Genomic DNA, 26,196 nt, shown 5'->3' with positions numbered 1-26,196 from the left:
CGTCTCCCGGGTTTGCGGCATCCCGGAACGCTATCGATGGGCGGCGGATACGGCATGACGCAACTGCACTACTCGGCGTGACAGCCGGCTGGTGGCTTTCGGTTCGGCCGCCACTGAGCCGCGGTCAGCTGACGGGCCGCATCTCGGGTAGCCGTGGGGCCGGCAGGTGGGGTGATTCCGGCCCGTGGGAGCCGGCGGGGCGCCCGGTGAGGAAGGCGCGTCTGGCGTGGGCGAAGCCGTGGCGGTCGTCGAAGATGTCGTAGCTCATTTCGGCGAGTTCCCGTACCCGGTAGGTCTCCAAGGGCCTGCGTTGCTCGTCGGTGTCCCGGGTGGCCCGTTTGTGGTCGAGCAGCTTGGCCGCGTGTCCGCTCGCGGCCAGTTCGGTGGCGTGGTCCAGCACGGCCGCGGTGAATCCCGCGCGGTCGCTCGCGGCGAGTTCGTCGACGAGTCCGATCTCGGCTGCTTCGGCGGCGGTGATGGGCTGGCAGTGGGTGGTGAGCCGGCGTGCCTGTTCCTCGCCGATCCGGTGCGGCAGCACGTAGGTCCAGTACTCCGATCCGTACAGGCCCATTGTGCGGTAGTGCGGGTTGAGCACGATGCCGTCCCGGGCGATCACCTTGTCGGCGCCGAGCGCCAGCATCACCCCGCCCGCGCCCGCGTCGCCGGCGAGCGCGGCGATCACGAGCTGGTCGGTGCAGGCGATGATTTCCCGGCAGAGGTCGTTGATCGCGTTGATGTTGCGCCAGGCCTCCGCCTCGGGATTCGGATGGGCGTCGATGACGCCCAGATGCACGCCGTTGGAGAACACTTCGCCACCCGCGAAAACCAGGACGTCGGTGTCCTGCGCGGCGGCGTGCCGCACTGCAGCGGCGAGCCGTCGGCACTGGGTGGTGGACATGGCGCCGTTGTAGAACGCGAAGCGCACCAATCCGACCTTGCCCACTCGTCGGTACGTGATTTCGCGAAGGCTGGGCGGGGCCGCGATCTGTGGTGCTTCGGGAACGGCGACGGCAAGGGCAGTGGGCAGCTTGACGGTCGTGCCCGAAGTTTCGGGTGCCAGCCGTCGCGCCTGCCCGATCCACAGGGCGCTGTCGCCGGTCCGGACCAGTACGGCGTCCTGCGCGCGGGCCGCGATGGTGCCGGGCTCGCCGGGGGGAGCGTCCCCGGGGTGGGCGTCGTACACCGCGACCCGGACACCGGCCAGCTCGGTGTGCACTCCGGGACGGCCGTCCGCGGCGCGGATGCGGCGCAGGATGTGGCCGGCCGGGTCACCCCAGGAAAAGGCCCGGTCGGCCTGCCGCACCGCCGGGCGGACCCTGGCCGTTCGACGGTCCTGGAGCCGGGGCGTGAACCCGGTCCGTTCGGCTTTGGTCACCACCTCGCCGATCAGGCTCACCGCGGCGTCGGTGACCTCGGTGTTGTAGAGGGTGCTCTTGCGCGGTGGGTCGGCCGGCATCCGGAACACCCGGGTGCCCCAGATGGGTCCGCCGTCGAGGTCTCCGGTGGCTTGCAGGGCGGTGACGCCCCAGGTGGGTTCGGCGTCCATGATCGCCCAGTCGAGCGCGGACGGGCCGCGGTCTCCCTCCGGGCCGGGGTGGATGATGATCGTGCGGTAGTTCCGCCAGACCGGTTCGGGAACCCGCCGGCGCAGGAACGGGCAGATGATCAATTCGGGATCGACGGCCACCACCTCGGCGGTTACCTCCCGCGGATCGTGCGCCGTCCGGACCGTGACGCGGTGGCCGCGGGCCCGCAGGCCGAGCCAAACGCGCTGGCTGAGTCCGTTGAACGCAGAGCACAGCAGCAAGATCTTCACCGGGGCTCCGCTCGTGTCGTCATGGAGAGCTGTTCGGCTTGACGTGCCGGGTTTCCGTTGTCGAGCGACGGAGTGACCGGTCGACGGTACCCCGCGTACCGATGAACACGACGCGGCCAAAGGGGTAAGCGGCTTCGGCCAACCAGGTTCGTTCGGGGACCACCTCATATCTGTCTGTGCAGGGTGAATTCCGGCGATAGTGGATTGCCGTCCGGGAAAAACAATGGTGATGATTTCTTGGAGATCACTTCCCGTGGGAGGTGCCCGGACATCGGCTGGGCGCCGCCGTCGGGGTGAAGTCGACGCCGGTCCGGGTAACGTTGCGCGCGGCCCAAGGAGTTGCCGGCTTCCGGCTGGTCCGCGCCGGTGTTTCAAAGTTGCTAAGCTATGCAACTGTTGGTGTCGTCGGCGGCGAGCGTCCGGGGGAGGAGTGCCCATGAGCAGGCCGCTCTATCAGGCGAAGGCCGAGTTCTTCAAGACGCTGGGGCATCCCGCCCGGATCCGGGTCCTGGAGCTGCTGAGCGAACGTGAGCACGCCGTCGCGGAAATGCTGCCGGAGGTGGGGATCGAGCCCGCCAATCTGTCCCAGCAGCTGGCCGTGCTCCGCCGGGCCGGTTTGGTCGTGACCCGCAAGGAAGGCTCGACGGTCTACTACTCCCTGACCAGCCCGCACGTGGCGGAGCTGCTGAAGGTCGCGCGGCAGATCCTGACCGGCGTGCTCGCCGGGCAGATCGAGTTGCTGGACGACCTGCGTACACCGGCGGTCTCGGGCGGCTCGAAGGGATCGGGGCGGCGCGGCGGGTAGCACGGGCGGCCGGACTCCGTCGCCCGGCCGCGCGCCGACGGGACGTGCTGTCCCGCTTCCTGGCGCGCGTCGGGGAAAACGCCCACTCGATCACGCTGATCTCCCGGCCGGTCGCCGCGCTCGCACCAGGCGGCGCCACCCGGTCGGACCGCACCCTGAGCCGGATCAAGATCGCCGATCCCGGCGTCTTCACCTTGCCCGCGCTGCCGGTGGCGCTCGCCGGCAACGACCTGTGAACGCCCGAGTGTGCGCAGGCTCGCACAATCCATGACTTGCAAACTTCATTAACTATCGAGAACATGGATCGGTCGACGTGAGAGGGGTGGGTTCGCCTGCGCGGGTACCGCTACAGCAGCGAAGTGACGACGGGGCGCGAGTTCGTGGCCGTCCTGCGTGGCCGGGTCACGGCCACGGTGGACGCCCTCGCGTCCGCGCGGGAAGCCGGGCTCGGCCACGAGGTCGAGCTGCACCTCGGCCGGCTGCGTGACCTGCTCGAGCTCGCCGAACGTCACGACGTGGACGTCGCCGGCTGGGTGGACCCCGCGGTGCTGGCGGCCGAGCCGTACCGGGACTGAGCGGATGCGGGGCAGGGGACACCGGCGGGGCGGCGGCCCCGGGACCGGATGGGCCGCGGTGCTCACCGATGGCAGTGCGCTGCGGGACAACCGCTCCGCGGGGAACCGGGTCATGCACGAGCTCGCCAGGCACCTGGGCGAGCTCGCCCACGTCCCGGTGCGACCCGTGACCCTCGACGCTGCCGGCGTGACTCGGCTGGCCGACGGTGTCCGGGCCCTGCCCGCGGACGCCGGGGCGGTCCTGCTCACCCACACTGACCCCGTCCTCACCCGTGCGGCCCAGGACGAACTGCGCGCGAGCGGCGCGCGGCCGTTGGTGACCGAGGAGGACGCGACGGCGATCGCGCTGACCGCCGCACTGCTGGGCGCGGTGGCCGGACACGGCCGGCGGCCGGAGGACTCCCGGCACGGCCGGGTGGTCGTCGCCGGTGCGCGGGAGCTGCCGATCCTGGCACCGCTGCTGGTCGCCGCGGGCTTCGCCGACATCACCCTGTGGAACTCGGCGGATGCGACCGGATTTCCTCTGCGAAGCGTCGTTTCCGGCGCATACGCGGTGCTCGACCTGACCGGCTCGGCCAGGGCCTGCCACGACCCCGGCACGACCGTGATCACCCGTGGCGACGCGCACGCGGCGCCGTGTGCCGCCGCCGCGCTGCTGCGGGCCGCCCTGCACACCCCGGGTGCGACGTTCGACGTCGAGGCCTACCACGCCTGCGCACTGGCGCTCGCCGCTCCCAGCTCCGGCCGGCCCGTGCCGCCCGGGACGGCTCAGGCGCTGACCCGGCGGGCCGCCGACGCCGTCGCGCACGTCTTCCGCACCCGGCAGAACACGTTCTGACCGTGCCTCACAGCGATGGAGAAACACGCATGACAGCTGCCGCCGCCACGACCGTCGGCGCCTCGAGGTGACCGGCACCCCACAGTTGCGTCCCGTGACCCGCCGCGCGGGCAGTGTCGCGCCACGGCTCATGCTCGTTTCGGGAGGTTCACACCCGGAACTCGCCGAGCGTGTCGCGGCGCGGCTGGGCACTTCGATCACGCCGCAGACCGCGCACACCTTCGCCAATGGTGAAGTCTTCGTCCGCTTCGCCCGATCCGTGCGCGGCAGCGACGTCTTCGTCGTGCAGACGCCCACCGAGCCGGTCAACTCGTGGCTCATGCAGAGCCTGATCATGGTCGACGCGCTCAAACGCGCCAGTGCCAAGCGCATCACCGTGGTCTGGCCGTTCTTTCCCTACAGCCGCCAGGACAAGAAGCACCGGGGGCGCGAACCGATCTCCGCTCGCCTCGTCACCGACCTGCTGTCCACCGCCGGCGCCGACCGCGTCATGACCGTCGACCTGCACACCGCCCAGATCCAAGGGTTCTTCGACGGCCCGGTGGACCACCTGCGGGCGCAGCCGCTGCTGGCCGAGCACATCCGCTCGGCCCACCCGGGCGCGGACATCACCGTCGTAGCCCCCGATTCGGGCCGGGTCCGGCTCGCCGAACGGTGGGCGGACCTGCTCGGCGGCCGGCCCATCGCGTTCGTCCAGCACCGCGAGTCCCTGCAGCACGGCCGCAGCACCGAGATCGTCGGCGACGTCCTCGGCCGGCACTGCGTCGTCGTCGACGACATGATCGACACCGGCGCCACCATGGCCGGCGCGGCCCGGCTGCTCCGCGAACTCGGTGCCGCACAGGTGATCGCCACCGCCACCCACGGCATCCTGTCCCCGGACTCCCGGAGCCGGCTCGCGAGCGGCGACATCGCCGAAGTCGTCGTCACCGACACCCTTCCGGCCCCGCCGGACAAGCGGTTTCCGCGGCTCACCGTGCTCTCCGTCGCGCCGTTGCTGGCCGATGCCATCCATGAAGTCTTCGAGGCCGGCTCGGTGACGAAGCTCTTCGACGATCCCGGTCGAGGTGAGCATGAGTGAGTTCGAGGTAGTGCTGCGCTAGCGCGTCACCACGTACCGGCAGCCGACGATGGCGCGCCGGCGTGAACCGGTGACGTGTGCCCAAGGGTTGCAAGATTTGTTAATTGTGCACATGATAGATTTGTAAGGTGCTGGGCAGGGTGGACGGGAGGCTGGGACTGATGAGTGAGCTGGCGGCCGAGGTGCGCCGCGGGATCGGCGAAGCGCAGGACGCCACCGTGGCGGCCACGGAGGCGGGACACCCCTACGAGGCGTATCTGCACCGGGTCCGCCTGGCGGAGTTGCTCGCGCTTGCCGCGCGTCACGACATCGACACCGCCGCGCTGGTGCGGCCTGCCGTCGGCGCCGCTCTGGCCGAGGACCGCGCCGCCCTCGGGCGCTGACGGTGCACCGGCCGGCGGGGCTGGCAGTCGTCAGCGACGGCAGCGGCCTTCCGGACGCGGCGGGTCGCGATCCGGGAGACGTCTTCGCCGCTCTCGCCGCCGACGTCCGGCTCTTGGGAACCCACACCTCTCTGAGCCCGTTCCCGGTCGTGGCCACCGCACGCGACGCCGGGGAGCTCGCGGCGGCGGTGCGGGCGCTGCCGGCCAGTACGGCGGCGGTGTTCGTGGCACGGACCGACCCGGTCCGCGCCCGGACCGTGCAGTGCGACTTGGCCCGCGGTGCGGGAATCCCGATCGTCACCGAAGAGGACACGGTCGTCATCGCTCTCGCCACGCAAGTGCTGGTGGCGCTGCGCCGTGCCGAAATCGCCCCGTGCAACGCGCGCGTGGTGGTGGCCGGCGCGGACACCGCGCCCTTGCTCGCCCTGGTGCTCACCGCGGCCGGGATCGGCGACATCGTCTCCTGGACGACCGCCGACGCACTGGGGTTCCCGCTCTCCGGCGTCGCGCGGGAGGCCGGGATCGTGATCGACCTGGCCGACGTCGCGGGCGCGATCCGGCCGGTCTTCGGGAACCAGGCACCGCTGACGATCAGGAGATCGTCCGAGCCCACCGCGCACCTGCTGGCCCTGCCGGGGCTGTTGCGCGCGCTGTGGGACGTGCCGAGACCGGGATGGGCCGGCGACCCGGCACGGCACGTCGAGGTACACCGCGCCTGCGCCCAAGCGCTGGTCACGCTCGTGCCGGTCGACCGGCTGCTGCCGGAACTGGCCGACCCCGACCTGGTCCACCGCGTCGCAGAGGCCACAGTGGACGTTCTCCGCCGGCCGTACGCCCGATGAGATCAGCGCCGTAGCCGGCGGTGGAGCGCCTTGCGGAGTTCTTCGAAGCCCAGCACGGTGGCGGCCAGTGCGATGGCGATGCCCCAGTCGGTCGCGCTGAGTGCGGTCGTGCCGACCAGCCTCTGCGCGGCGGGGACGTAGACCGCGCAGATCTGCAGGACGAGCACGACGGCGACGGCGGCCCAGAGGCGCCGGTTGCGCAGCAGCAAGGGGCCGAACACCGTGGCGTTTTCGTCGCGGACGTTGAAGAGGTTGACCAGCTGGTACAGCACGAAGGTGGTGAAGGCGAGGGTTTGGGCGGTGTCGGTGCCGCGGTCGAGGCCGAGCCGGTAGGCGTAGAGGGTGCCGGCGGTCATGAGCAGGCCGGTGGCGGCGATGCGGGCGAGCCGGCGTCCGGTGAGGATGTGCGCGCCCGGGTGCCGGGGTGGTTCGTGCATGACGGCCAGGCGGGCGGGTTCGAGGCCGAGGGCCAGTGCCGGTGGTCCGTCGGCGATGACGTTGACCCACAACAACATCAGCGGGGTGAGCACGGCGGGTTCGGACAGGAAGACCACGGATCCGGCGACCATGGTGAGGATCGCGGCGAGGTTCGTGCTGATCTGGAAGCGGACGAACTTGACGATGTTGTCGTAGATCGTGCGGCCTTGGCGGACCGCGCCGACGATGGTGGCGAAGTTGTCGTCGGTGAGGACCATCGAGGCGGCCTCTTTGGACACGTCGGAGCCGGTGATGCCCATGGCCACGCCGATGTCGGCGCCCTTGAGGGCGGGAGCGTCGTTGACGCCGTCGCCGGTCATGGCCACGGTCTCGTGTCGGCGTCGCAGAGTCCGCACGATGCGGATCTTGTGTTCGGGGGCGACGCGGGCGAACACGCCGATGCCGGGAGCCTCCTGTTCGAGGGCGCTGTCGTCGAGCCGGTCGATGTCTTCGCCGGTGATGCCGCGGCCGGTGATGCCGAGGGCGCGGGCGATCGAGGTCGCGGTGGCGAGGTGGTCGCCGGTGATCATCTTGACGTCGATGCCCGCGGTGTGGCACTCCGCGACCGCGGTGGCGGCTTCCGGGCGGGGCGGGTCGAGGATGCCGACGAGGCCGACCAGGACAAGCTCGTCCGGCAGCAGCGGCGTCCCGGTGGCGTCGGTGTCGATGCCGGGCTGTTCGGCGACGGCGATGGCCAGCACGCGTTCGCCGCGGCCGGCGAGTTCCTCGAGCACCGCGGAGATCTCGCGGTACCGCTGCTCGTCCAACGGGCGGTCGCCCTCTGCGCAGCGGACGTGGGTGGCGCGGCGGAGCAGGACGTCCGGGGCGCCCTTGACGCACACCCGGACGCCGGGCCCGCGGCGGTGGAAGGTGGCCATGTACTTGTGGCCGGAGTCGAACGGGATTTCGGCGACGCGAGGGGTGGCCTGGCGCAGTGCGGTGATGTCGATCCCGGCTTTGCCGGCGAGGGTGACCAGGGCACCTTCGGTGGGGTCGCCGACGAGCGTGCCGTCGTGGACGACGGAGTCGTTGCACAGGGCGGCGGGCGCGAGCACGTCGTGCAGGTCGGGAAGCGGGCTTTCGTCTTCGGCGGTGATGGTCCCGTCGGGCCGGTAGCCCTCGCCGCTGACGCGGTAGCGGCGGCCGGCGTGCCACAGCGAGCGGGCGGTCATCTGGTTGAGGGTGAGCGTGCCGGTCTTGTCGGTGCAGATCACCGTGGTCGAGCCGAGGGTCTCGACGGCGGTGAGGCGTTTGACGATGGCACGCCGGCGGGCCATGCGGCGCATGCCCAAGGCCAGGGTGACCGTGACGACGGCGGGCAGTCCTTCCGGGATGGCCGCCACCCCGAGCGCGACGGCGAGGGTGATGACCTCGCCGAGGCCGCTGCCGGTGGCGAACTGGATCGCCGCGACTCCGGCGACGGCGATCCCGGCGAGGTAGGCCAGCCGCACCCCGAGCCGGTCGAGCTGCCGCTGCAGTGGCGTGCGGACGGCTTCGGTGCGGTGCAGCAGACCGGCGACCTTGCCGATCTCGGTGGTCATACCGGTGGCGGTGACCAGCAGTTCGCCGCGGCCGCGGGTGACGATGGAGGTCATGTGCGCCATGCAGGCGCGATCGGGCAGCCCGGTGTCGCCGGGGAGGGCCTCGCCGGTCTTGGCCACGGGGACCGATTCGCCGGTCAGACCGGATTCGTCGGTCTCGAGGCCGACCTGGCTCAGTACGCGCCCGTCGGCGGGAATCCGGTCCCCGGCTTCGACCAGCACGACGTCGCCGGGCACGAGGTCCGCGGCCGGTACGTCGACGACCTGCCCGCCGCGGCGAACCCGCGCCGACGGGCTCAGCAGTTCTCGCAGGGCGGCGACGGCACGGTCGGCGCGGCGTTCCTGAAAGAAGCCCAGCACGCCGTTGAGGCCCAGGACCAGCCCGATGACCAGCGCTTCCCGGAAGGAACGCTCGACCACGCCGGCCAGCACGGCGGCGAGCACCAGCACCACGTTCAGCGGATTGGCGACCTGGGCGACCAGCGCCCGCCACCACGGCCGGGCCGCCGGTTCGGCCAGGCGGTTCGGTCCCGCGTCCGCGAGCCGGCGCGCCGCGTCCGCTTCGTCCAGGCCTCGGGCCGGGTCCACGCCGAGCCGCGCCGAGACGTCGGCCGTTTCCAGCCGCCACGGCCGCGAAACCGCCGGCAACGCAGTGCGGTCACCGGTCGCCAGGAGACCACCGCTTTCCCGGGCGGTCACGGCCGGGGCGGTGGGACGACGGCCACCGGGCAGGCGGCGTGGTAGATGAGGGCGTGGCTGGTCGAACCCAGGAGCAGACCGCGGAAGCCACCCCGGCCGCGGGAGCCGACCACGGCCAGCTGGGCGTTCTCGGCTTGTTCGAGCAGTGTGTGCGCGGGCCGGTGCCGGGCGATGACCAGCTCCACCGGCACGTCCGGGTAATCGGCTCGGGCCGGCGCGAGCCACTCGCCTACCAGTGCGTGTTGCTCGCGCTCGATTGCGGCCCAGGCCACGTCCACGCCGATCTCCCCGAACCCGCCCAGCGGCAGGTCCAGCCAGGTGTGCACCGCGACCAGCGGCACACCGCGCGAGGCGGCGGCGCGGAACGCGAACGGGATCGCCGCCGCACTGGTGGGTGACCCGTCCACGCCGACGACCACGGGCCCCTCGTGCCGCGGCTCGGTCCGGGCGTCGGCGCCGCGGACCACCACGATCGGGCAATGGCCGTAGGTGGCCACCGCCACGGCGATCGACCCCACCACCAGGCCGGTGAACCCGCCCAAGCCCCGTGACCCCAGTACGACGAGCTCCGCCGACGCCGAGCGGGCGATCAGCTGCTCGGCCGCCCAACCGCGGGCCAGGTCCGTGCTCACCCGCACGTCCGGTGCGGCGTCCCGCGCCGCCGACTCCGCCGCATCGAGCCACTCGCGACCGTACTCGAGCTGCGCGCGGTGGTAGGCGGGCACCAGCGCTTCCGCGTACGGCACGGTCACCGGTACCAGCGCGCACGCGTGGACGATCACCAGCGGCAGATCGCGCCGGAGCGCCTCCTGCGCGGCCCAGCCCACCGCGTGGGTCGCGGCGGTCGAACCGTCCACCCCCACCACGATCGGCCGCACGCCTGCTGCCACCATCTCCAGGTCCCTCCGGGAAAGTCGTGTCGAACGATCGTCGGCCGGCAGGTCACCCGGCCCCGCGGTGATCAGACGCCGAGCCGGTCCGGTTCGAGCAGGACGTCGGCCAGCGACCGGCGCGGTGTCCACGCCACCGGCTTGCCCCGGCCCAGCCGGAGGACGATCTGCGGCCACAGGCCACCGCCGAGCAGGTCGCGCAGCTCGTCGCGGACACTGGGGACTTCGACCGGCTGGGAGATGAACGACGCGTCGAGCCCGGCGGCGGTCGCGGTCAGCAGCACCCGCTGCATGGCTTGACCGGCGCGGAGCCGGTCGAGCCGGGTGTCGCCGAAGGAGCCGATGACCACGACCAGCGGGTCGGATTCGTCGATCCGGCCGCGCCGGGGCGAGGGCCCGGTCCCGAAGTCCCGGAGGATCCAGCCGCCGTCGTCGGCGGGCATCGCTCCGGCGGCGTAGTCGGGCACACCGTCGCGGCTGCCCCGGCCACGTCCCGTCCAGTACCCCCACTCGGCGACGAACGCCGGGTCGGCGAGCTGGGCGTGGTGGCTCTTGTTCACCAGTTCCCGCAGCCGGTCCAGCTGGACGGCGTCCAGCCGGGGCAGCCAGGCCTGCTCGATCTCGGCGGCGTGCCGAAGCTTGGACACCACGGAGGCGGGGATGGCGGCCTTCTCGAACGGCGTGCGGTTGGTGTGGCGGCGGGGGATCGCGTCGGCCAGCTCGACCAGCCGCGGGTCGGGTTTGCGGGCGGCGAAGGGCCGGACGACGGCCAGCAGGGTCGGTTCGTCACGGCGGGGGAGCAGTGTCGTGGCGGGGTGGGCGCCCAGTGCGTGGATGGCGGTGCGGAGGTTGAACAGCGCCGCCCCGCAGGAGAGCAGCAGCTCCCGCTGGTCGGCGTCGACGACCGGAAGCGCGCGTTCGGTGTCCGCGTGCAGCTCGAGGCCCACGGGGGTGCAACGGAACCGCCAGGGCTGCGTGTTGTGCGTGGACGGGGCCAGCACCGCGGCACCGAGCACGGACTTCACTTGATCGGAGTCCAGCAGGCCGACGGGCGTGATGGCTGAAGTCATGTCTCCCCCCATGCCGCGGCGCGGCACGCTGTGGATCGGAAGGCTCGGCTCGAGGATCTCCCGGGTGGACCGGGCTCCGAAAGAGCACAAGGTCACCAGCGGTGAGCCTCCGGGTTCGGTGGAGCCTTTGGTCCTTCGGGCGAGGGACCTGTGGTTCTGGGGTGGACTCGCCCACGGCGAAGATGATCAGGGCATGCAGATCCACATCAGCACCGACAAGAACGTGCACGGCAGTGACGCCCTGATGCGACGCGTCGAGCAGGAGCTCGAGTCGGCATTCTCCCGGTCCGCCGAGCGAATCACCCGTCTGGAAGTCCACCTCGGCGAGGAAGTCGCCGCTCGCGCCGCCGGGCTGGACCGGAGGTGCGTGCTCGAAGCCCGTCTGGCCGGCCACGGGGTTGTTTCGGTGACCCATCACGCCGGTTCGGTGACCGACGCCTGCCACGGTGCCATCCGCAAGCTTGAAAGCTTGCTGGAGAGCAAGTTCGGCCGGCTGTACCAGCACAAGGGCGGGGAGTCCATCCGTCACCTGGACGTGCCGGCCGATCCGGCCCACACCGCCGCACCCACGGCCGGTGCGCACTGACGCCACGCGCCGGATTCCGGGCGAGGACCAACAGCCCTTCCGAAGGATGACCTACGGCACCCGGCGGTGGACCGTTGTGCAGTGTTCGGTACGGCTCTGGCTTGGTGCGATGGAGAGCAGGCCGAGGACGCCTCACGGTTCCGGCGGCCGCCGGAACGGCGCAGTCCACTTCGGACACCGACCAGGAGATGACGATGCGCAAGTACGTGTACGACTTCGCCGAGGGCAACCGCGCCATGGCGGACCTGCTGGGCGGCAAGGGCGCCAACCTCGCCGAGATGACCGTGATGGGCCTGCCGGTGCCGCCGGGGTTCACGATCACCACCGAGGCGTGCCGGGCGTACCTGGCCGCCGGTGCACCACCCGAGGGGCTGGCCGAGGAGGTGGCGGAGCACCTGCACACGCTGGAGCGCGCGATGGGCCGCAAGCTCGGTCAGGTGGACGAGCCGCTGCTGGTTTCGGTCCGGTCCGGAGCGCGGTTCTCGATGCCGGGGATGATGGACACCGTCCTCGACATCGGGCTGACCGACGAATCGGTGACCGGGCTCGCCGCGTGGTCGGGGGACGAGCGGCTGGCGTGGGACTCCTACCGCCGGCTGGTGCAGATGTTCGGCACGACCGTGCTGGGCGTCGATGCCACCCACTTCGCCGGTGCGTTGCGGGCGGCGAAGCAGGCCAAGGGCGTCACCGGTGACCTCGGCCTGGACGCGGCCGACCTGCGGGCGCTGACCGCCACGTTCAAGGACATCGTCCGCGAACGGGCGGGCCGGGAGTTCCCGCAGGACCCGCGCGAGCAGCTGAACCTCGCGATCGACTCGGTGTTCGAGTCGTGGAACACCGACCGCGCCCACGTGTACCGCCGTGCCGAGCACATTCCGGAGGACCTGGGCACCGCGGTGAACGTGTGCGCGATGGTGTTCGGCAACCTGGGTGCGGACTCGGGCACGGGGGTGGCGTTCACCCGCGACCCGGCCACCGGGGCGCCCGGCGTCTACGGCGACTACCTCGCCGACGCCCAAGGCGAAGACGTCGTTGCCGGTATCCGCAACACCCTGCCCCTGCACCGGCTCGCCGACCTGCATCCCCGTGCCTACGAGCAGCTCCTGGGGATCATGCGGACGCTGGAGGAGCACTACCGCGACCTGTGCGACATCGAGTTCACCATCGAACGCGGCCGGCTGTGGATGCTGCAGACCCGGGTCGGCAAGCGCACCGCGGCCGCCGCGTTCCGCATCGCCCAGGCCCTGCGCGAAGAAGGCGTGATCGACGCCGACGAGGCGCTGCGTCGGGTCACCGGCGCGCAGCTGGCGCAGCTGATGTTTCCCCGCTTCGGCGACACTGCCACGTCGCCGGTCGCCACCGGCGTGGCGGCGTCCCCGGGTGCGGCGGTCGGCGAGGCGGTGTTCGACTCGGCCACCGCGGTCCGCCGGGCGGAGGAAGGCGCCGCCGTCATCCTGGTACGGCGGGAAACCAATCCCGACGATCTCGACGGGCTGATCCACGCCCGGGGCGTGCTCACCAGCCGCGGCGGAAAGACGTCGCACGCCGCCGTCGTCGCCCGTGGGCTGGGGCGCACGTGCGTGTGCGGCGCCGAATCCTTGGACGTCGATGCGGCGAACCGCCGGTTCACGACCGCGGACGGCACGGTGGTCGCCGAGGGCGCCGTGATTTCCATCGACGGCACCGCGGGCGAGGTGTACCTCGGCGAGCTGGCCGTGGTGCCGTCCCCGGTCGTCGACTACTTCGAAGGCCGCCGCGAGCCCGGAACCGATGCGCTGTTGCAGGCGGTCGACCGGATCATCACGCACGCCGACACCCGGCGGCGGCTGGAGGTGCGGGCGAACGCCGACACTCCGGAGGACACGCGACGGGCCCGCCGTCTCGGCGCGACCGGGGTCGGACTGTGCCGCACGGAGCACATGTTCCTCGGCGACCGCCGGGTGTTGGTCGAACGGCTGATCCTGGCCGGGACCGACGCCGAGCGCGAGTCCGCACTCGTGGCGCTGCTCCCGTTGCAACGAGCGGACTTCGTGCGAATTCTCGAGGAGATGGACGGGCTACCGGTCACGATCCGGCTGCTGGACCCACCCCTGCACGAGTTCCTGCCCGACCGTACGGCGCTGACCGCCGAAGTGGCGGTGGCCAAGGCACTGGGCCGGCCGGGTGCGCCGGAAGACCTGCTGCGAGCGGTCGATCGGCTGCACGAAGAGAACCCGATGCTGGGCACCCGCGGAGTCCGGCTGGGGCTGGTCGTGCCCGGTCTCTACGAGATGCAGGTGCGCGCCATCGCCGAAGCCGCCGCGACCCGGGTGCGTGCGGGCGGGACCCCGCGCGTGGAGATCATGATCCCGCTGGTCGGCGACGTGCGGGAGCTGGACATCATGGCCTGCCGCGCTCGGCGGATCCTCGACGAAATCACCGCGGAAACGGGATTTCCGTACGAGATCGGCACCATGATCGAGCTGCCCCGGGCCGCCGTGACCGCCGGACGCATCGCCGGTTCGGCCGAGTTCTTCTCCTTCGGCACCAACGACTTGACCCAGACGGTGTGGGGATTCTCGCGTGACGACGTCGAGGCGTCGTTCTTCCCCACCTACCTCGCCGAGGGCATCTTCGGAGTTTCTCCGTTCGAGACGATCGACCGGGACGGCGTAGGCCGGCTCATCTCCGGCGCCGTGGAGGCGGGCCGGGCCACCCGACCGGGCCTGGTCATGGGTGTGTGCGGCGAACACGGCGGCGACCCCGCGTCGATCGGGTTCTTCCACGAGGTGGGCCTCGACTACGTGTCCTGCTCGCCCTTCCGCGTGCCGGTCGCCCGCCTCGAAGCCGGGCGCGCCGCCGTCGGCCGGACCGACAGCGCCGTCGACAACCGATAGGGGACGAAGTCGCCGCGGCGTCCCGTCCCCGGAGGACTTTGGGATATCCACAGAGGACTTTGGTCCCTGTCGGGCGGGGCGGGTGGCGCGGTCGACTCCTCGCGTGCGACGACCGGAGAAGACAGGAGCGCCCGTGACGGCCACGAGACCCGGCCCGATTGCCATCCGACCGCAGGCGGGACGCGAACGCGTCAAGGGTGCGTGGCTGCTGCGGCTGCTGCGCACCACCGACCACAAGCAGATCGGCGTGATGTACCTGGTCGCGACCTTCGCGTTCTTCCTCATCGGGGGCGCGATGGCGATGTTGATCCGCTCCGAGCTGGCACGGCCGGGCCTGCAGTTCCTCTCGCAGGAGCAGTACAACCAGCTGTTCACCATGCACGGCACGGTGATGCTGCTGCTGTACGCGACGCCGAGTGTGTTCGGGTTCGCGAACTTCGTGCTGCCATTGCAGATCGGTTCGCCGGACGTCGCGTTCCCGCGGCTGAACGCGTTCTCGTTCTGGCTGTTCCTGTTCGGCGGCCTGATCATGCTGGGTGGGTTCCTGACCCCGGGTGGCGCCGCCGACTTCGGCTGGTTCGCCTACACTCCGCTGTCGGACGCGATCCACTCGCCCGGGGTCGGGCCCAACCTCTGGATCGTCGGGGTCGCCGTCGGCGGTCTCGGCACGATCCTCGGCGCGGTCAACATGGTCACCACCGTGATCTGCCTGCGCGCGCCGGGGATGACGATGTGGCGGATGCCGATCTTCACCTGGAACATCCTGGTCACCAGCATCCTGGTGCTGATCGTGTTCCCCATCCTCACCGCCGCCGGGTTCGGCCTGCTCGCCGACCGGTTGATCGGGGCGCACGTGTTCGACCCGGCCAACGGCGGTGCGGTGCTGTGGCAGCACCTGTTCTGGTTCTTCGGCCATCCCGAGGTCTACATCCTCGCCCTGCCGTTCTTCGGCGTGGTCTCGGAGATACTGCCGGTGTTCAGCCGGAAGCCGCTGTTCGGTTACCGCGGCCTGGTCTGGGCGACGTTGTCCATCGCGGCGCTGTCGGTCGCGGTGTGGGCGCACCACATGTACGCCACCGGCGCCGTGCTGCTGCCGTTCTTCTCCTTCATGACGTTCCTGGTCGCCGTCCCGACCGGGGTCAAGTTCTTCAACTGGATCGGCACGATGTGGAAGGGCCAGCTGACTTTCGAGTCGCCGATGCTGTTCTCCGTCGGGTTCCTGGTCACGTTCCTCTTCGGCGGCCTGTCCGGCGTGCTGCTCGCGGCACCGGCCCTGGACTTCCACGTGTCGGACAGCTACTTCGTCGTCGCGCACTTCCACTACGTGCTCTACGGCACGATCGTGTTCGCCACCTTCGCCGGCATCTACTTCTGGTTCCCGAAGATCACCGGCCGGATGATGGACGAATCCCTGGCCCGCTGGCACTTCTGGACCACGTTCACCGGCTTCCACGGTACGTTCCTCGTCCAGCACTGGCTGGGCAACGAAGGCATGCCGCGCCGCTACGCCGACTACCTGAGCACCGACGGGTTCACCACGCTCAACACCATTTCGACGGTCGGCGCATACCTGCTCGGTGCTTCGGTGCTCCCGTTCATCTGGAACGTGGTCAGGAGCTACCGGTACGGCGAGATCGTCACGGTGGACGACCCGTGGGGTTACGGCAACTCGCTGGAGTGGGCGACGTCCTGCCCGCCGCCCCGGCACAACTTCACCGAGCTGCCCCGGATCCGCTCCGAGCGGCCCGCGTTCGAGCTGCACTACCCGCACATGGTGGAACGCCTCCGCCGCGAGGGCGAAATCACCCTCACCGGCAAGCCGAAGACGCACGCGGCCGAGGCGGACCCACCGCGGCTGCCCGCGGATCGATGACGGACCCCGTCACCACCAGAGAAAGGCAGCCGCTGTCGCGCACGCTCAACCTGGCCGTGGACATCTCGGGTGACGTTCTCCCGGCCGCCCGGGAGTACGTCCGCCGCCGGATCGACGGTGTGCTCCGGCGGGCGCCTGGCCAAGTCGAATCCGCGAAGCTCAAGCTCACGGTGTACCGGAAGCCCGCCGTGCCGCGGCCCGCGCTCGTCCAGGCGAACCTCGTCGTCGACGGGCAGCCGCTGCGGGCCCAGCTGACCGGTGTGTTCTTCCAGGAAGCGGCCACGTTGCTCCGGAAACGGCTCGGTGAACAGCTGGCTCGGCTGCAGAACCCGGCCGTGCCGAGGCTGTGGCCGCCACCGCCCGGCGAGCCGCCGTCGCTTCCGCGTCCGGCCGGGCAGCGGGAGATCGTGCGCCACCAGCGCTGTCCACTGAGGACGATCCGTCCGGACGACGCGGCACTGGCCAGACGCCGTGGGTCGTCAACGTCCACCCGGTGCCCCGGCTGACCGCCGAGGCGGCCGGCGAACGGCTCGACGCCCTCGAGCTGCCATTCCTGTTCTTCCGGGACTCGGGCACCGAACGGGGCGCTGTGCTGTACTTGCGCTACGACGGGCACTACGGGCTCGTCACCGCGGCATGACCGGCACGCGCCGGGGACCTCGTCGCGGGTACCGCGGGAACGATCGTGCGGGCCTGAACGCCGGCGTCGGCGTTTCCGGCGGAAGCCGGAACGCTGCCTCAGTCCTCCGCGTCGCCGGCGACGTCGAGCCGATAGCCGGGCACCAGCCGTGCGTGGCCCGGGCTGAATTCGATCCACACGGACCCGGGGCGGAGGTCCGGTGCGTGGTCGACCACGACTCCGGTCTGGCCGTCGAACTGGCCGCTGTGTGCGCGCACGCGCAGCCCGGTGGGGAATCCGCCAGCCCGGGCTGGACCGAGCTGCTTGGTGCGGTGGGCGAGTCGCATGCCGGCCTCCTCTTCTCCCCGTCCCTCTATGATCCCGCTCGGCGGGCGGTGGGTGCAGGGGAGAAGGCCAGGACCCGGCGGGCCGATCTGCCCGTCCGGATGGAGTCGTTGTTCCCGCGTCCGGCGCGGTCCACATCGGCGGTCGGGACTTCCAAGATGGGGTCTTCCGGGGCGGCGGTCGGTGACCAAGGGCCCTGCGCGGCCCCGGGGCCGGGTGGGCATGGTGAAGGGGTGAACAGTTCATCCGCCGAGGTCGGGCCCGGCATCGATCCCACCCTGCTCGACGACGCGCTTTCGCGGGCGCGGGCATTCGGCGCAATGTACCCGCTCGGCGCCCTCACCGTCGTGACCCGGAAGACCGGGCACCCGGCCGTGCCCGCCGCGGTGCTCGCCGACGTCCACGCCTCGGTAAGCGGCCGGCACGTCGCACACACCGCTGTCTGAGCCTCCTGTGGCGCCGTGAACCGGCGCCCGCCACCACGTCCGGGCAGCGCGCCGGCGATGACCGTCGCGATGTGGCGTTCCGATGCGTCGGCGCCTTCGCCGGTCAGCGTGACGCCCCCGTCGGGCACCGCGACCTGCCACGGTCGCGGGCTCGCCATCGCCAGGCGGAGGCGCGTCCTCGTGGGGCAGAGTTCGTGGATCGGGCAGGATCCGGCCGCGCAGAAGGTCGGCCTCGGTCACTACTTGCCGTACCCGGCCGCCAGGCCGGTAAAGGAAACTCCGGTCAGTCCCGGTCGAGCATGCCGGGGCCGAAGACCTCGTAGCGGATGTGCTCGGCGGGCAGGCCGCGTCGGATGAGCCCGGCGCGGATGGCGTGCATGAACAGGAGCGGGCCGCACAGGTAGGCGGTGGTTCCCGGAGGCAGCGGCAGCGCGTCGACGTCCATGAGCCCGGGCCGCGAATGCGCGTCGTGGTCGTTCTCGTACCAGCGCAGTTCGTCGGCCTCGGCCAGGCCCGTCGCGGTCTGGGCGCATTCGCGGCGCAGCGCGTGGTGGGCGGGAGAGCGGTCGGCGTGGGCGAGGATGACGCGCCGGGTCGGCTGGGTGCGGGCGAGGTGGTCCAGCACGGCGGCCATCGGGGTGATCCCGATGCCGGCGCTGACGAGCAGCACCGGTCCGTCGCCGGGATCGAGGGTCGTCTCGCCGGCGGGCGGGCCGAGCAGGAGGACGTCGTCTTCGGTGACGCGGTCGTGCAGGTGGTTCGAGACCGCGCCGTCCGGTGCGCCGGCGCGGCCGCGGAGGCGGCGGACGGTGATCCGCAGCGAACCACGCCCGGGGCCCTGCGAAAGGGAGTACTGGCGAGGCTGGCGGTGGCCGCCGGGCAGGTCGACGGCGACCGAGACGTACTGGCCGGGGGCGAAGTCCGGGACGGCCCCGCCGTCGTCGGGCACCAGGGTGAACGAGACGGTGTCGACGGCTTCGTCGAGGCGCTTGGCGACGCGCCAGCGGCGCCAGAGGTCGGCGGGGTCGAGGTCGCCGCGCTCGTAGAGGCGGGCTTCGGCGGCGATCAGCCGGCAGGCGAGCAGCCAATAGACCTCCTGCCAGGCGGCGGCGATTTCGGGAGTGACCGCGTCGCCGAGAACGGTGCCGACGGCGGTGAGCAGGTGGTGGCCGACGATGGGGTACTGCTCGGCGCGGACGCCCAGCGAGACGTGCTTGTGGGCGATCCGCTCGGCGATCTGGCCGAAGGGAACGGCTTCCCCGGCGAGCAGGTGTTCCGCGAAACCGGCGACGGCGGCCGCCAGTGCCAGCTTCTGCCGGCCGTCGGCCTGGTTGCCCTGGTTGAACAGGTCGAGCAGCTCGGGCTGGGCGGCGAACATCGACGAGTAGAACTCACCGGTGATCTCCACGGCGTGCGCACGAACCACGGGCAAGGTGGCGCGAACCACCGCGGCGGATGCAGGCGACAGCAAGGAATTCTCCTCGGATGGGGAACGGGCACAGGTCCTACGACGGCGCCGATGCCACCGGAACCGGACTCGTTCCCGATCTTGCCGAAACGACGTGCCAGACCACAGGGATCTTCGGGCCCTCAGCCGAGGACCTTGGTCACCAAGGGGATTCGGCCGATCGGATCAACCGCGGAGAGCGAACCCGAGCTCTCGCCCCCGTTCCCGGAGGTCGTCGCGGACGTCCGGGTGGGCGACCCGGTCCACGATCTGCTGGGCCTGCTCGCTCGAGTCGTTGCCCCAGATGGTCGCGGTGCCGTTCTCGCTGACGATGAAGCTGTGCTGGAAGGAGGTGACAGGACCTGCCAGCCGGGGCACGACGGTCGACACGTTCGCCTTCGGGTGCCAGGACGGGAGCGCGATGATCGCGCGCCCGCCCGGGGAATGCAGGGCGCCGACCACGAAGTCGGTCTGGCCGCCGAACCCCGAGTAGATCGCCCCGCGCACCCGGCCGGCGTTGGCCTGGGCGAACAGGTCGACCTCCAGGGCGCTGTTGACCGAGACCAGGCCACGCTGCCGGGCGATCACCGCCGGGTCGTTGGTCTTCTCGGTCCGCAGCAAGCGGACCCGCGGGTTGCGGTCGACCCACTTGTACAGCTCGGTGCTGCCGAACACGAACGACGCCGTCACCGGCGCGGCCGGGTCGAGCGCCCCGGCCCGGTCGAGCGCGAGCACGCCGTCGCTGAACATCTCCGACCACACCGCGAGTCCCCGTCGCGCGGTCAACGCCGCCAGCGTCGCGTCCGGGATCCCGCCGATCCCAAGTTGCAGCGTCGCGCCGTCCGCCACCAGTTCGGCGACCCGCCCGCCGATCGTGCGCGCCGCGTCGCCCAGTCGCCGCAGCTCGGGGGACAGCAGCGGTTCGTCGACCTCGATGGCGTGGTCGATCTCGTCCAGGGGCAGCACGCCGTCGCCGTAGGTGAACGGCATGTTCGGGTTGAGCTGCGCCACGACCAGGCCGCCACGGGCCCGGACCGCTTCGATCGCCGCGGGCAGGATGTTGACTTCGGTGCCCAGCGACACCGTGCCGTCCACGGGCGGGGACGTGTGGATCAGGACGACGTCCGGTGGGAGCGAGTGCTTGAGCAGCTCGGGGGCCAGCGACAACCGGCACGGGAAGTACCGCAGACCGGCCCGTTGCCGCATTCCTGGGCCGACGAAGGGCGTCTCGAGCAGCACACCTTCTCGATCCGGCATGCCCGCCTGCGCGTTCAGGGCGAACAGCCGGTACTCCGGCAGCGCGGCGTCCAGGACGGCCAGCGCCCGTGCGGGCGTGGCGAAGTTCCCGCTGACGACGACCCTGGGCGCCGGTCCTGGCACCCCGGCCAGTACGGCGCCCAGCTGTGACTCCGACAAGATCCGCATCGGCGGCCTTTCCGCTCGTTGTTTCCTGCCGATCATGCCCGAACCGTGTGGTCCGGACGCCTCAGTCAGGATGGTGGTGGCCGATCCGCCCGGTGAGGCCGACGGTAAGCGCCCGTCGCACGTGTGACCGGGCGTGGGCGACCGCCTCGTCCAGGTCGGTGAACAGGTGGTTCTCGTGCCGGAGTTTGCCGAGGGCGCCGGTGGCCGCCAGCAGGTGCCGGTGGTGCGGCCGGATTCCCTTCACCAGCACCGTGATCCCGCGGGCTTCCAGTTCTTCGATCGCTTCGCCCAGCGCTTTCGCGCCGGTGGCGTCGAGCAGGTGCAGGCGGGACAGCCGCAGGATGACGACGAGGACGTCGTCGGTGGTGCCGGCGATTCCGGTGACGATGCGATCGGAGGCGCCCCAGAACATGGCGCCTTCGAAGCCGAGGACCGCGATGTGTTCGTCGCCGGGGGTGGTGGGGCCGGGCAGCGGGTCGCGGCGGGTGTGGGCGGCGCCGGCGAGGTGGCGCAGGGCGAAGAAGGCGGCGACGAGCAGGCCGATCTCCACCGCGAGGATGAGGTCCGCCGCGACGGTCACGAGAGCGGTCACGGCGAAGGTGGCCGCGCTGGAGCGGCTCGCCTGAACGACCTCGCGGATCGTACCGAACGGCACCATCCGCAGGCTGGTGACCATGAGGACGCCGGCCAGCGCGGCCAGCGGGATCCGGGACACGAGTCCGGTGGCCGCGTAGATCACCGCGAGGATCACCAGTGCGTGCGTGATGGCCGCCAGCCTGGTCCGGGCGCCGGAGCGGACGTTGACGGCGGTGCGGGCGATCGCGCCGGTGGCGGGCATGCCACCGAAGAGACCGCTGGCGATCGAGGCGAGTCCCTGGCCGACCAGTTCGCGGTCCGGGCGGGTCGGCCCCACCGGTGGCCCGCCGCGGGTCATCGTGACGGCGACGCGAGCGGAAAGCAGGGATTCGATGGCTGCCAGCGCGGCGACCGCGACGACCGCTCCGGTGAGGTCGCCGACCGCACCGAGGCTGAAGGACGGCAGCGCCGGAGTCAGGGTGTTCGGCAGGCCGCCGATCCGCGGGAGTGGCGCGTGGACGACCTCGGCGGCGACGGTCGCCGCGGCGACCGCGAGCAGGGACGCCGGTATCCCGCGGTGCAGCTTGGGCAGCACCAGCATGAGCACGGCGACCAGTGCCACGGTCGCGATCGTCCAGACGGCCGGGCCGCCGCCGGTCACGGCATGGGCGACGGCGCCGGCCGCGGCCAGGAGCGGATTCTTCCCCGGCGACGCGGTGGTGCCGACGGCCGCGGGGATCTGCTGCAGGAAGATGATGCAGGCGATGCCGAGCGTGAAGCCCTCGACCACCGGCCACGGCAGAAAACCGACCAGCCGGCCCAGTCGGGCGGCTCCGGCGACGAGCACGACCAGACCGCCGAGGATGGAGACCAAGGCGATCGACGACGGCCCGTGGGCCGCGACGATCGGGGCCAGGACGACGGCCATCGCGCCGGTCGGCCCGGACACCTGGACCGGGGAGCCGCCGAACACCGCGGCCACGATCCCCGCCACGACCGCCGTGACCAGCCCCGCTGCCGGCCCCGCGCCCGAACTGACGCCGAAGGCCAGGGCCAGTGGCAGGGCCACGACACCGACGGTGACCCCGGCGAGGAGGTCCGCGCGCAGCACGGGCCCGTGGAGGTCGTAGTCACCCCGGCCGGGCAGCAGGTCGCGGGCGTTCACGCCCGGGCCGCGATCGCGTCGAGCACGGCTTGCGGACTCGCGCCGGGCAGCGGCGGCAGCTCGCGCGCGGCACGCAGCTGCTCCGAACCGGGACGCAGCCCGGCCATCAGAAAGGCGCGGGCGACCACGAGGAGCTCGGCCACGAGCGGTTCGGCGAGCCAGTACTCGACGGCGTTGCCGGTTCGCGACGAGGTGACGACGCGGGAGCGACGCAGTACCGCGAGGTGCTGGGACAGCTGGGAGGCTTCGCAGCCGGTCACCTCGAGCAGCCGCGTCACCGGCGCGCCCTCGTCACCGGCGGCGGCCAGCACCTCCAGCACCTGGATCCGGGTCGGGTGCGCGAGGCACTTGAACAGGTCGGCCTTGATCCGGTACAGCGGCTCCGTGGTGCGGGATCTCGCGGGCATGAGCACCTCCTGGATTGATGATTCTATCAATCCATCAACCCGTGCTGGATCCGGGCCGTCGTGCGCGAAGGACGAAAGTCCATCCGAGCCGTGACATTCGCCTGGTGATCGATCCGGCGCCTTCGTCGAGGCTGAGCGGTGTCCGACGGACACCGGGTGGTGTCGCCGTCCCGCCTGAAGGAGCCGCGTCATCGTGTTCAGCCATCCAGATCCCGCGGCGCCGGCGAACGACCACGTTCCCGGGCACGGCCCGCTGCTCGGCGTCCGCCGGTTCCTGACGAAGGAGACCGTCGGCGACCACGGCCGCACCTTGCACCAGATCGACTCGGGTGCGTGGGAGTCCTTCTACCGCGATCGGTGGAGCTATGACCGGGTCGTGCGCTCCACGCACGGGGTGAACTGCACCGGGTCGTGCTCGTGGAACGTTTTCGTCAAGGACGACCTGATCACCTGGGAGCACCAGGCGACCGATTACCCGACGACCGGTCCGGACAGCCCGGACTACGAGCCGCGCGGCTGTCCGCGGGGTGCGTCGTTCTCCTGGTACGAGTACTCGCCGTCGCGGGTGCGGCACCCTTACGTGCGCGGCTCGCTGCTCACCATGTTCCGGGCGGGCGTGAAGCGGTTCGGTGACCCGGTCAAGGCGTGGGCGGACATCGTCGAGGACCCCCGCAAGGCGGAGGCCTACAAGGGACAGCGTGGCCGCGGCGGGTTCGTGCGGGCCACGTTCGACGAGGCGGCCACGATGGTGGCCGCCGCACACGTGTACACGACCAAGACCTTCGGACCCGACCGCGTGGTCGGCTTCTCGCCGATCCCCGCGATGTCGATGGCGTCCTTCGCCGCCGGAACCCGGTACCACGCGCTGCTGGGCGGGACGCTGCTGTCGTTCTACGACTGGTACGCCGACCTGCCGGTCGCGTCGCCGCAGGTGTGGGGTGACCAGACCGACGTCCCTGAAGCCGGCGACTGGTGGAACTCGACCTACCTGATGATGTGGGGCTCGAACATCCCGGTGACGCGCACCCCGGACGCGCACTTCCTCGCCGAGGCCCGCTATCGCGGCTCCAAGGTCGTCGCGGTCAGCCCCGACTACGCCGACAACGTGAAGTTCGCCGACGACTGGCTCGCGGCGTTCGCTGCACCAGCACCAGCGTGTGTGAGTACTGCGGCTGTCTGACACGGGAACGCGTCGAGGTAGTCGCGTTGATCAGCCGTGTCCGCGCGGCGCACAGCCGCGGGGACGTCACGGTGATGGCTGAGCTGGTCACCCGGATCGCGCGCCCGGACGATGACCGGGCCGAAGCTGTGCGAGCCGCGACCGGTCGGTGACGTCGCGCCGCCCTGGTAGTGACTGCGAACGCTGTCCCGTCCGGGCTGAAGGCGGAGGAGCCGATGGCGCTGCCCTGGTCGGTGGCGGGTAGCGGCGTGGTGACGTCGAAGTGGACCGCGAGAACGGACAGGTGAGTGCGGTCGGCCTGCCCGGCGCCGGGCCGGGCTTGCCGTGCCCGGCCTGGTCGATCTGCAGGCGAACGGGTTCGCCGGGGTCGGCTTCCTGAACGCCGATGTCGACGGTTATGTCCGCGCGGGCGGTTCTACAAGGCGCGATGTCAGTGCTCGGGTTCGCGCGGTGCCGGGGCGGAGCTGAACTGACCCTGCCAGGTGGCCTGGGCGCCGGAATCCCCGATCCGGACGATGTCGTAGCAGGCCGCGCCCGCGGCCGCGATCGACAGCACGGCGAGCACCACCGTCACCGCGGTCGACGTCGGAGCCAGGAAAGTGCGGCGGCGTGTGGCGACCGTGGTCGAGCCGGCGCTCGCCGTGCCGGTCGGGGCCTGCAGGCTTTCGCGACGACGCCACCAGACGACGACCGCGAGGACGGCCACCGGGATCGCCACGTAAAGCGCGGTGTCGCCGAGTTCGGTGTGGGCGCGCACGAGCGGCGTCGAAGCCACGCGGCGTTCCAGCCATTCGCCCGCTTCCGTGGTGATCGGAACGAGGACCACGACGAGGACGGACAGGATCGCGTTCGGCCCGGCGACCTTGCGGCGGACGGCGGGCCACAGCGCGCTCAGCACCAGCAACAGGGCGGCGAGGGGAAGCAGGACGACGATGGCGTGCACGAGCAGGATGTGGGCGGGCAGGCCGTTGACGGTGGTCATGATGTCCTTCGTGAGGGTGTCGGGTTGTCGGGGCAGGCTCCGGTTCAGGGGGCACGAGCGAGCGCGGCGACCTCGTATCCCGGTGCCCGCGCCGAAACCCACTGCTTGACGTCGTCGCCCCCACGGGCGAAGGCGGCCGTGGCGAGGACGTCGGCCCACAGCAGGGTCGGGCCGGTGACCGTCACCGAAAGCAGCTTCGTGGCGTGCAGGCCGGTGTGCGGGTCGACGATGTGCGGGCCGCGGGCGGCCGAGCCGGACGTCGCCAGGGCTCCGGTACGCAGCTCCAGCACGGCGAGAAACGTGCTTGGGTCGGCGGGGTCTTCGACGCCGACCCGCCACGCCGGCGCGTGGGAACCGTGGACGCCGGCGGTGATGTCGCCGCCGGCGTTCAGGTAGTGGTCCAATCCACGTAACCGGGCGAGGCGAACCGCGGCCTTCTCGGCCGCCCAGCCTTTCACCAGCCCGGACGGGTCGAAACCGCCGGGCAGCCGCCACGGGTCGAAGTAGCCGTCGGTGCGCTCCCGGGCTTCTTCGCACAACGCCACGACCTCCGCAAGCCATGGATGCCACTCCGCACGAGGCAGTTCCCGACGGCGAAGCGCGCTGACCTGGCTGTCGGGCCGGTAGGTGCTGAACAGCTCGTCGGTGGCACGCAGATACCCGAACACGGCGGCCACGGCCGGTTCGACCGCGGGATCGGTGTCCACGCGGGGACCTCGCAAGTGCAGGCTGGCCTGGGTGCCCATGACCGGCCGGCTCCAGGACCGGCGTTCCCGGCGGGCGGCCTTCACCGGTGGGCCGCGTCGATCGCGGACTGCAGGGACTGCTGGTAGCCCTCGGAGGTGTAGGTCGCGCCGCTCACGGTGTCGATCTGCGCGCTCTGGGCCTGCAGTGTCTCCTGGTTCAGTTCCGGTACGGCGGCGGAGTTGATCCGGACGTCGCGGCCGCTCTCCTGGGGGTACTGGACGGCTTGGGCGTCGGTGATCTTGCCGCCCGAGACGGTGATCTGCACCTGTACGGGGCCGTAGCGGGTGTCGGCGGCGTCACCGGTGAACGTGCCGCTCCCGCCGGCGGAGCCCGGCGTCGCGGGGGTGGCCGGGGTCGTGGTCCGAGTCGGCTGCGTCCCGCCGCCGAGTGGCCGCCCGGTGGCGACCGGGGTCTGGTCGGTACTGGTGCGGTAGCTGAACAGCAGCACGACGACCGAGACGGTCGCCGCGGCGGCGATGGCGATCCTGCGCATCGGAAGTCCTTT

25 protein-coding genes and 1 pseudogene are annotated in these 26,196 nt (G+C 71.5%); 14 read left to right on the top strand and 12 right to left on the bottom strand.

Features of this window, described 5'->3' with window-relative positions; all coding sequences use genetic code 11:
• Positions 1–124: 124 nt before the first annotated feature.
• A complete protein-coding gene (locus tag AB0J40_RS09315) occupies positions 125–1,816 on the bottom strand; it encodes an enoyl-CoA hydratase-related protein (protein WP_364449796.1) in 1,692 nt (563 codons plus the stop codon).
• A 436-nt stretch (positions 1,817–2,252) separates the two neighbouring features.
• Here AB0J40_RS09315 and AB0J40_RS09310 point away from each other — a divergent pair, with 436 nt between their 5' ends.
• From AB0J40_RS09310 to AB0J40_RS09280, 7 genes are all read left to right on the top strand, one after another.
• Complete coding sequence (locus AB0J40_RS09310) at positions 2,253–2,621, top strand: metalloregulator ArsR/SmtB family transcription factor (protein WP_364449794.1); 369 nt, start codon at positions 2,253–2,255, stop codon at positions 2,619–2,621.
• A 44-nt stretch (positions 2,622–2,665) separates the two neighbouring features.
• On the top strand, positions 2,666–2,857 hold the full coding sequence (locus AB0J40_RS09305) for a hypothetical protein (protein WP_364449791.1): 192 nt from the start codon (positions 2,666–2,668) through the stop codon (positions 2,855–2,857).
• Positions 2,858–2,980: 123 nt separating this feature from the next.
• Positions 2,981–3,196, top strand: a complete 216-nt coding sequence (locus AB0J40_RS09300; protein WP_364449789.1) for a hypothetical protein — start codon at positions 2,981–2,983, stop codon at positions 3,194–3,196.
• Between the two features lie 112 nt (positions 3,197–3,308).
• Positions 3,309–4,034 carry a hypothetical protein gene (locus AB0J40_RS09295; RefSeq protein ID WP_364449786.1) on the top strand — a complete coding sequence of 242 codons (726 nt, stop codon included), beginning with the start codon at positions 3,309–3,311 and terminating at the stop codon, positions 4,032–4,034.
• Positions 4,035–4,128: 94 nt separating this feature from the next.
• A complete protein-coding gene (locus AB0J40_RS09290; protein ID WP_364449784.1) occupies positions 4,129–5,115 on the top strand; it encodes a ribose-phosphate diphosphokinase in 987 nt (328 codons plus the stop codon).
• 161 nt (positions 5,116–5,276) lie between these two features.
• The gene (locus tag AB0J40_RS09285; protein WP_364449783.1) at positions 5,277–5,498 is read left to right on the top strand and encodes a hypothetical protein; all 222 of its coding nucleotides are present in this window, start codon (positions 5,277–5,279) and stop codon (positions 5,496–5,498) included.
• Between the two features lie 2 nt (positions 5,499–5,500).
• A complete protein-coding gene (locus tag AB0J40_RS09280; RefSeq protein ID WP_364449780.1) occupies positions 5,501–6,340 on the top strand; it encodes a hypothetical protein in 840 nt (279 codons plus the stop codon).
• 2 nt (positions 6,341–6,342) lie between these two features.
• Here AB0J40_RS09280 and AB0J40_RS09275 read toward each other — a convergent pair whose 3' ends face one another.
• The 3 genes from AB0J40_RS09275 to AB0J40_RS09265 all read right to left on the bottom strand — a co-directional run bounded on the left by AB0J40_RS09275 (position 6,343) and on the right by AB0J40_RS09265 (position 11,017).
• Complete coding sequence (locus AB0J40_RS09275) at positions 6,343–9,057, bottom strand: HAD-IC family P-type ATPase (RefSeq protein WP_364449778.1); 2,715 nt, start codon at positions 9,055–9,057, stop codon at positions 6,343–6,345.
• Positions 9,054–9,950: a universal stress protein gene (locus AB0J40_RS09270; RefSeq protein ID WP_364449776.1), complete on the bottom strand. Its 897-nt coding sequence runs from the start codon at positions 9,948–9,950 to the stop codon at positions 9,054–9,056. Before AB0J40_RS09270 ends, AB0J40_RS09275 begins: the two co-directional genes overlap by 4 nt.
• A gap of 68 nt (positions 9,951–10,018) precedes the next feature.
• Entirely contained in the window at positions 10,019–11,017 is a 999-nt protein-coding gene (locus AB0J40_RS09265; protein ID WP_364449774.1) for a hypothetical protein, read from the bottom strand.
• A gap of 193 nt (positions 11,018–11,210) precedes the next feature.
• On the opposite strand from AB0J40_RS09265, the gene AB0J40_RS09260 reads away from it, so the two are divergent.
• The 5 genes from AB0J40_RS09260 to AB0J40_RS09240 all read left to right on the top strand — a co-directional run bounded on the left by AB0J40_RS09260 (position 11,211) and on the right by AB0J40_RS09240 (position 16,992).
• Entirely contained in the window at positions 11,211–11,603 is a 393-nt protein-coding gene (locus tag AB0J40_RS09260; protein ID WP_364449771.1) for an HPF/RaiA family ribosome-associated protein, read from the top strand.
• 194 nt (positions 11,604–11,797) lie between these two features.
• Entirely contained in the window at positions 11,798–14,479 is a 2,682-nt protein-coding gene (gene ppdK, locus AB0J40_RS09255) for a pyruvate, phosphate dikinase (RefSeq protein WP_364449769.1), read from the top strand.
• A 133-nt stretch (positions 14,480–14,612) separates the two neighbouring features.
• Positions 14,613–16,352 (top strand): cytochrome c oxidase subunit I, encoded by a 1,740-nt coding sequence (gene ctaD, locus AB0J40_RS09250; protein WP_364449766.1) that lies wholly within the window; start codon positions 14,613–14,615, stop codon positions 16,350–16,352.
• Positions 16,349–16,858, top strand: a complete 510-nt coding sequence (locus AB0J40_RS09245; protein WP_364449763.1) for a hypothetical protein — start codon at positions 16,349–16,351, stop codon at positions 16,856–16,858. Before ctaD ends, AB0J40_RS09245 begins: the two co-directional genes overlap by 4 nt.
• Positions 16,846–16,992: a sigma 54 modulation/S30EA ribosomal C-terminal domain-containing protein gene (locus tag AB0J40_RS09240; RefSeq protein ID WP_364449761.1), complete on the top strand. Its 147-nt coding sequence runs from the start codon at positions 16,846–16,848 to the stop codon at positions 16,990–16,992. Before AB0J40_RS09245 ends, AB0J40_RS09240 begins: the two co-directional genes overlap by 13 nt.
• Before the next feature lie 98 nt (positions 16,993–17,090).
• On the opposite strand, the gene AB0J40_RS09235 is transcribed toward AB0J40_RS09240, so the two are convergent.
• Positions 17,091–17,318, bottom strand: coding sequence for a hypothetical protein (locus tag AB0J40_RS09235; protein WP_364449758.1), 228 nt, complete (start codon positions 17,316–17,318; stop codon positions 17,091–17,093).
• Positions 17,319–17,549: 231 nt separating this feature from the next.
• Between AB0J40_RS09235 and AB0J40_RS09230 the strand changes: the two genes are divergently transcribed.
• Positions 17,550–17,762, top strand: a complete 213-nt coding sequence (locus AB0J40_RS09230) for a hypothetical protein (protein ID WP_364449755.1) — start codon at positions 17,550–17,552, stop codon at positions 17,760–17,762.
• 283 nt (positions 17,763–18,045) lie between these two features.
• Here the strand turns inward: AB0J40_RS09230 and AB0J40_RS09225 are convergent, their stop codons facing one another.
• From AB0J40_RS09225 to AB0J40_RS09210, 4 genes are all read right to left on the bottom strand, one after another.
• Complete coding sequence (locus AB0J40_RS09225) at positions 18,046–19,233, bottom strand: globin domain-containing protein (protein ID WP_364449753.1); 1,188 nt, start codon at positions 19,231–19,233, stop codon at positions 18,046–18,048.
• Positions 19,234–19,395: 162 nt separating this feature from the next.
• Positions 19,396–20,634 (bottom strand): acetyl-CoA hydrolase/transferase C-terminal domain-containing protein, encoded by a 1,239-nt coding sequence (locus tag AB0J40_RS09220; protein ID WP_364449751.1) that lies wholly within the window; start codon positions 20,632–20,634, stop codon positions 19,396–19,398.
• 61 nt (positions 20,635–20,695) lie between these two features.
• Positions 20,696–22,375, bottom strand: coding sequence for a SulP family inorganic anion transporter (locus AB0J40_RS09215; protein ID WP_364449748.1), 1,680 nt, complete (start codon positions 22,373–22,375; stop codon positions 20,696–20,698).
• Positions 22,372–22,782, bottom strand: coding sequence for a metalloregulator ArsR/SmtB family transcription factor (locus AB0J40_RS09210; protein ID WP_364449745.1), 411 nt, complete (start codon positions 22,780–22,782; stop codon positions 22,372–22,374). The genes AB0J40_RS09215 and AB0J40_RS09210 overlap by 4 nt, the downstream gene beginning before the upstream one ends.
• Before the next feature lie 253 nt (positions 22,783–23,035).
• On the opposite strand from AB0J40_RS09210, the pseudogene AB0J40_RS09205 reads away from it, so the two are divergent.
• Positions 23,036–23,914 (top strand): annotated as a pseudogene (locus AB0J40_RS09205) (molybdopterin-dependent oxidoreductase); the annotation flags it as partial.
• 478 nt (positions 23,915–24,392) lie between these two features.
• Here the strand turns inward: AB0J40_RS09205 and AB0J40_RS09200 are convergent.
• From AB0J40_RS09200 to AB0J40_RS09190, 3 genes are read right to left on the bottom strand one after another with little or no spacing between them, the layout of a single operon-like run.
• Complete coding sequence (locus AB0J40_RS09200; protein WP_364449743.1) at positions 24,393–24,944, bottom strand: hypothetical protein; 552 nt, start codon at positions 24,942–24,944, stop codon at positions 24,393–24,395.
• Between the two features lie 44 nt (positions 24,945–24,988).
• The gene (locus AB0J40_RS09195; RefSeq protein WP_364449741.1) at positions 24,989–25,690 is read right to left on the bottom strand and encodes an FAD:protein FMN transferase; all 702 of its coding nucleotides are present in this window, start codon (positions 25,688–25,690) and stop codon (positions 24,989–24,991) included.
• A 41-nt stretch (positions 25,691–25,731) separates the two neighbouring features.
• Entirely contained in the window at positions 25,732–26,184 is a 453-nt protein-coding gene (locus AB0J40_RS09190; protein WP_364449738.1) for an FMN-binding protein, read from the bottom strand.
• Positions 26,185–26,196: the final 12 nt, after the last annotated feature.

The organism is Amycolatopsis sp. NPDC049691 (assembly GCF_040675005.1).
Lineage (GTDB): Bacteria > Actinomycetota > Actinomycetes > Mycobacteriales > Pseudonocardiaceae > Amycolatopsis.
The sequence above is the reverse complement of the archived record's forward strand: the minus strand, read 5'-3'. Positions and strand labels throughout refer to the sequence as shown.